Source organism: Methanomethylovorans sp., from assembly GCF_050177135.1.
Classification (GTDB): domain Archaea; phylum Halobacteriota; class Methanosarcinia; order Methanosarcinales; family Methanosarcinaceae; genus Methanomethylovorans.
The window spans coordinates 1-5,854 of record NZ_JBFXHJ010000135.1; the positions used below are offsets into that span (position 1 = coordinate 1).

Here is a 5,854-nt window from a genome sequence, read left to right on the forward strand (position 1 = left end):
CGGGCGGGCAGGCCACAACCATCTGCATGCCCACGATGGCACAACCCAGGATAGCGGAATTGCACACATTGTTGCCATCACCTACCCAAACGTACTTCAATCCGTTGAAATGGCTTTTATATTCCCTGATGGTAAGCAGGTCAGAAAGGATCTGGCATGGATGCTCCACATCTGAAAGAGCATTGATCACCGGTACAGAAGAACTAGCAGCTATCTCAAGGATAGTACTATGCTTGTTAACCCTTGCAGTGATACAGTGCACATACCGGGAAAGAACAACAGCAGTGTCAGCTATCGACTCTCCCCTTCCGATCTGTATGTCCCTTGAAGAAAGAAATATAGATTGTCCTCCAAGATCAGCCATAGAGACCTCAAAGGAAACCCTGGTGCGCGTGGATGACTTTTCGAATAGCATTGCCAGACTTCGATTCTTCAGCAAGTCTGTGAGCTTCCCACGAGCACGCTTTTCTTTCAGAACCTCTGCCATGTCAAGCAGTTCAATGACCTCATCATGAGTGAGGTCTGCAAAGGAGATGAGATGCTTCATACAATCAACCCATGTTCATTATCTATAGGGATCATGATCTACCCCTTATTTTATTCATATGATCGATACGCTTCTGGATAAGTGAAGTAGTGCCTATATCCCTTCTGGAATGCAGATCTCCGATAATATTGTCAAGTGCTTCCTGAGCTTTTTTCTCTGCTTTGGCAATGGAATCAGCAATACCTACGACCGCTATTGCACGCGAGCCTGTGGTATAGATCTTATTGTTCTCTTCATATACACTTGCATAGAATACCAGGGCATCACCTATGTCCCCTACAGATACCTCCTTGTCCTTTGAAGGATTATCTGGGTACCCTGCAGGCACTGCGTACTTGCAGACAGTTGCCTTTTTACTGAACTTCACTGCAAGTTTGTCAAGAGTACCACCCACCACAGCAGACATAACGTCCACTATATCTGTTTCCAGAAGAGGTAGCACGTTCATAGCCTCCGGATCACCGAACCTGGCATTGAACTCGATCACACGCGGACCGTTCTTTGTGACCATGAACTGGCCATATAGTACACCTTTGTACTTCACACCGGTCTCTGTATAAAGCCCCTTTACCGTGTGCTGCATGATGCGCTTTGCCTGATCCACATCTTCTGCGCGCAAAAACGGCAGGATCTCTCCTGCATCAGTATAAGCACCCATCCCGCCTGTATTGGGACCCAGGTCATTCTCAAAAGCTCTCTTATGGTCCTGTACCGTAGGAGAGAAGGCAAGGTGTTCTCCATCCACGAAAGCCTGTAATGTGAATTCCTCACCCACAAGGTTCTCCTCTACCACCACACTTCCTGATCCCAGAAGCTGGGCAGCATATTCCTGGGCATCTTTGACAGAGGGGAGCTGATCACCCATGACCTTTACACCTTTGCCGCCGGTAAGGCCTGCGGGCTTTATGGCCACATTACCCAGCTTTGCAATGAAATCGAACATCGGCCCTTTTTCAGTAAAGACCTCGAACACAGGGCAACCCTCGATCCCATGCTTTCTCATAAAGTTACGGGCCCATGCTTTATCGAACTCGATCTGGGCGACCGCCTTCCTGGGACCAACTACCCCAATGCCGATATCTTCCAGAGCATCTGCAAGCCCGGCTGCAAGAGGAGCTTCAGGGCCGATGAAAGCAAGATCAATGTTATTGGCTGTTGCATAATCAACGATCTTCTTTACATCGGTTTCCTTTTCCAGGAGGAAATCCTGACAAAGCCGGGAAATGCCTGGATTCTTCTTCGCCATCACAGCGAAAATGACAGGATCTTTTCTGCTCTGAGCAATAGCTGCTGCAATTGCATGTTCCCTTCCTCCGCCGCCGACAACTAGAACGTTCATTTATAAAACCTCATCAATTAAAAACTCTTTTGAATATTGAAGTGAAATTATCCAATCGTTACCTGATCGTCACATTGAACACAGTTGATACCTACTCAGCAATAGATCCCATGGACCATATTAAAGATAGATGACAATAAATACTACGGACTCTTTCTCATATTCAGATAAATAATTTACTTATTATTCCTGCCTTGTTCTATCTCTCATTGGATGAGATCACTGGCAGTTACAAGAGGAATAAGCTTCACGCCCAGTGCAGCAAGGCTCTGCTGAGCACCCTCCTCCCGATCCACCACAGTGACAACAACATCCACAAAGCCTCCGGTCCCGCGAATAGCTGCAATGGCATCCTTTACCGACCCACCACTGGTGGTTACATCTTCTATAAGGATAACATGTGATCCTTCCTTTAGATCACCTATAAAACGACCACCAGTCCCATATCCCTTTTCTTCCTTACGGACGATCAAAAGAGGAAGCTCTGACTTGAGAGAAACTGCTGTTGCAAGAGGGACGCCGCCTAAAGCTACACCACCTACCAGATCGATCTTCTCTTCATGTATCAGGGAAGCTGCCTGTTCTGCTATCACTGCAAGAGTAGCTGGATCAGTACTTGCTTTTTTAATATCGACATAGTATTTGCTCTTCTTGCCCGAAGCAAGTGTAAAATCGCCAAATTTCACAGCCCCGCATTTTTTGAGGGCGGATATGAGGAGAGATTTTTTGTCATTTTCTGTATTCATCCGGATCACCGCGATATGCCAATGAATGGAAAAGATCACCAGGGCTCTTTCTTTACCCCTATGATGTAACCTATGATATTTGTTGTGAGATGGAGCAACGGAGTAATGATCAACACAGCGATCATAATATTCCAGGTAAAGTTAATTGTGAACCATCCTGGAGAGGACAAGTATGTGAATACCCACGCACCCAGTACAAAATCAAGCTGGTCTACAAGTGGCAATGAAGCACCTCTTTTCATTCCAAGCCTGCGCTTGAAGAAACTTTTGAACATATCACCAAAAAGGGAGCCGGAAGCAAGGGACAAAAGGACCACCAAAGTTTGAGATCCGCTGCCTGAAAAAGGGGGCAGGGAGATATTCAATAACTCGGATACAGGAATGATCAGCACCATCTGAAGCAAACCCAGGAGCACCCCGCATGCTATACCGGCGAACAGACCTCTGTAAGTCTTACCGTCACCTAAGATCCGCCTGCCATCCTTCAGGACCCTGCCGCCATCGATGGGGCGGCCTCCCCCGAATACCGCAGCCATTGAATTAGGAATATAAGCAGGCAACATCAGCCAGATAGCTATGATCACTGTTTCTATCGTACTACCAACCCGGTCACATTTTGTATATGTTCCTCAGAGATAGGCATTATCCGTATTTAAGATACCGAAAGTGTGGCATTGGAAGTATATAATTTGATGCGTTCATAAGAACATGTAACTCGAATAAAAAGCCACTGCAATGCAACATCCTATACGTATCCGATATTCTATATATAAGGTGAGCATACATGCAAATCCACAATGGGAGATCAGCAATGACGGGAAAAGAGAGCCTCTTCACAACTAAAAACACCATCTTTGCCGCTGTAATAGCATTTATCCTGCTTGCAATGGTAGTGATGACCGGTATGTTGACGCCTCTTCTTGCCAAGCTCCTCAGCGGCACAGAGCTTTCCCTAGGTTCTGATTACTTTAACCCCAGGGCTGCCCTGCCTACAGTATTGCTGATCATGATACTTACGATATGCGTACTCGTCAGTTCCCTCAGACCCCGCAGTGCACTGATGGCCACTGCTGCGTTTCTGTTACTTGTAGTGTCTGTTGTGGCCATATCCCCTTTTTCAAATACAGCTGTTGATATAGCTATAGCCCTCGTGATACCGGCTTTGATAGCAACGGCCTATAAAATATGGCTCACAGCCAGGGATAAGAAAGGATACGGAAGATACAGAGGGCTTTCCGCTCATCTGATCCATCTGGGAATATTATGTATCCTGCTGGGCGTAGTCCTGAGTTCAAATATGAAAGTTGAGGATTCGGCAGTATATGAGACCGGTAAAATGGGAGCCGGGAATATACAGGACTATAGCCTCAAGATCACTTCAATGGCATCAAGGTTGGAAGGGGAACCTTATCAGGACCATCAGGCATCTTCCTACATCACCCGGATAGATTTTGACATATATGATCAGAACAGATACGCCAGAAGCGGCAGTGTGGAATATATCACTGACTTCAAATGGGGACAGACATACACTACTACATACATCCACAGAGGACTTACTGAAGAACTGTTCATCGCCCCCAGGGCCCTTGATGAAAAGACTGGGGAAGTTGACATGTATGTACGTATAGTTCCTTTCATAAACCTTCTCTGGGGAGGCATCTATATGATGGCTCTGGGTATCATTGCTTTACTTATCGTGGAACATCGAAATCCTCACCAGAGCATCACAATGTTACAGCCATCCGGAAGAGAAAAGGACATGGTATTCTTTGAAAAACGATACGAAAAAATAATGGAGCAGGAGATCAGGAAACTGCGGTCCGGAAAAAGCGGGGGAGGACGCAAATGAATCCTGGGATGATCCTGATCTGGCTGTCCCTTGTGACAGCTATAGGAGCTGTGCTTTCAGGGTACATAGGACATCGGAAGAGCAACATCTCTCTTGGTACACTTTCACGCAAACTGGAAATAGCATGTTTGGTGCTCGCAGGATCCTCGATGCTGTTGCTGATGTACCATCTCTACACAGTCAATGCTTCATATTCATACGTGTTCGAGCATTCCAGCGCTGATCTTGAATGGTATTACAGGCTATCGGCTTTGTGGGCAGGCCAGGAAGGGTCGATGCTATTGTGGGCTGTTTCCATAATGGGAATGCTTGTGATAGTAGAGCGTACCCATACTGCTACGCTTTCTGGAACTGCGTTGATGCAGATCACACGCCTCATATCGCTGTCCATCGTCTGTGTGTTTCTGGGACTGCTGGTATTGAAGAACCCGTTCTCAGCATATCATGTGCTTTCCGATGGCAGTGTTGGGATCACGAACTGGGATCCGTTCGTGCAGATGTATGATGTGCCCTATGGACAGGGCATGAATCCGCTGCTGCGTAATCCGTGGATGGCAGTGCACCCGCCCACGCTCTTCCTTGGATATGCCGCTTTCACGATACCATTTGCGGCTGCAATAGGCAATTTGCTGACACATGACAAACGATGGGAAGCCATCGCCACGAACTGGATGAGGATATCCTGGCTGTTCCTCACACTGGGCATTGGCCTTGGAGGTTTCTGGGCCTATGAAGTTCTCGGATGGGGAGCATGGTTCTGGAGCTGGGACCCTGTGGAAACGTCATCTCTCATCCCCTGGATAACTGCAACAGCATATCTGCATGCCCAGTTACGTTACAGGCACGGAGAATATGGTTTTGTTGCACCTTTGCTTGCAGTAGCCTCTTTCATTCTGGTCGTATTCGCGACCTTTGTCACCAGAAGCGGCATGTGGGCCTCTGTACATTCCTGGCAGGATTTCACTGCCGAAAGTGCCATTATAGCAGTATTTTTAAGTGTACTGATACTATCAAGTACGTTCCTGCTTGCAAAGAGATATTTTGAAGAGGATTGAATGGTGGCAGAATCGGATTTATTGGCTCAAAGGGTAATAATTAGCCCTCACTGAAAGGCTTTGCCCTGAGCTCTCCGTTCTCCAGGACCAGTTGTTCGATCTTTCTTTCAGCCTTTGAAAGTTTCTGGCTGCACACACGTGCGAACCTCATGCCCTGCTCAAAGGTCTCAAGGCTTTCATCGAGGGTAAGGTTGCCCTTTTCCAGCTTTTCCACCAGCCCTTCCAGCTGTTCAAGAGCTGTTTCAAAGCTCAGGCTTTCGCCCATGCTTTCTTCAGTGTAGTCTTCATTCGGACTTTCATCCATCTTCTTCCTCC

At 47.0% G+C, this 5,854-nt stretch carries 6 protein-coding genes and 1 pseudogene; 2 read left to right on the forward strand and 5 right to left on the reverse strand.

Features of this window, described 5'->3' with window-relative positions:
- From AB7U21_RS09755 to AB7U21_RS09770, 4 genes and pseudogenes are all read right to left on the reverse strand, one after another.
- Positions 1-547 (reverse strand): annotated as a pseudogene (locus AB7U21_RS09755) (ornithine carbamoyltransferase); the annotation flags it as partial.
- Positions 548-578: 31 nt separating this feature from the next.
- Complete coding sequence (purD, locus tag AB7U21_RS09760) at positions 579-1,886, reverse strand: phosphoribosylamine--glycine ligase (protein ID WP_333788183.1); 1,308 nt, start codon at positions 1,884-1,886, stop codon at positions 579-581.
- 206 nt (positions 1,887-2,092) lie between these two features.
- The gene (gene pyrE / locus AB7U21_RS09765) at positions 2,093-2,632 is read right to left on the reverse strand and encodes an orotate phosphoribosyltransferase (protein ID WP_333788182.1); all 540 of its coding nucleotides are present in this window, start codon (positions 2,630-2,632) and stop codon (positions 2,093-2,095) included.
- A gap of 35 nt (positions 2,633-2,667) precedes the next feature.
- Positions 2,668-3,195, reverse strand: a complete 528-nt coding sequence (locus AB7U21_RS09770; RefSeq protein WP_428388673.1) for a CDP-2,3-bis-(O-geranylgeranyl)-sn-glycerol synthase — start codon at positions 3,193-3,195, stop codon at positions 2,668-2,670.
- A gap of 221 nt (positions 3,196-3,416) precedes the next feature.
- Here AB7U21_RS09770 and AB7U21_RS09775 point away from each other — a divergent pair, with 221 nt between their 5' ends.
- Together AB7U21_RS09775 and ccsA are read left to right on the forward strand one after the other, a co-directional pair.
- Complete coding sequence (locus AB7U21_RS09775) at positions 3,417-4,484, forward strand: cytochrome c-type biogenesis CcmF C-terminal domain-containing protein (protein WP_428388667.1); 1,068 nt, start codon at positions 3,417-3,419, stop codon at positions 4,482-4,484.
- Complete coding sequence (gene ccsA / locus AB7U21_RS09780; protein WP_428388669.1) at positions 4,481-5,539, forward strand: cytochrome c biogenesis protein CcsA; 1,059 nt, start codon at positions 4,481-4,483, stop codon at positions 5,537-5,539. The genes AB7U21_RS09775 and ccsA overlap by 4 nt, the downstream gene beginning before the upstream one ends.
- A 40-nt stretch (positions 5,540-5,579) precedes the next feature.
- Here ccsA and AB7U21_RS09785 read toward each other — a convergent pair.
- On the reverse strand, positions 5,580-5,854 hold a 275-nt coding region (locus AB7U21_RS09785; RefSeq protein ID WP_428388671.1), incomplete at its 5' end, for an exodeoxyribonuclease VII small subunit.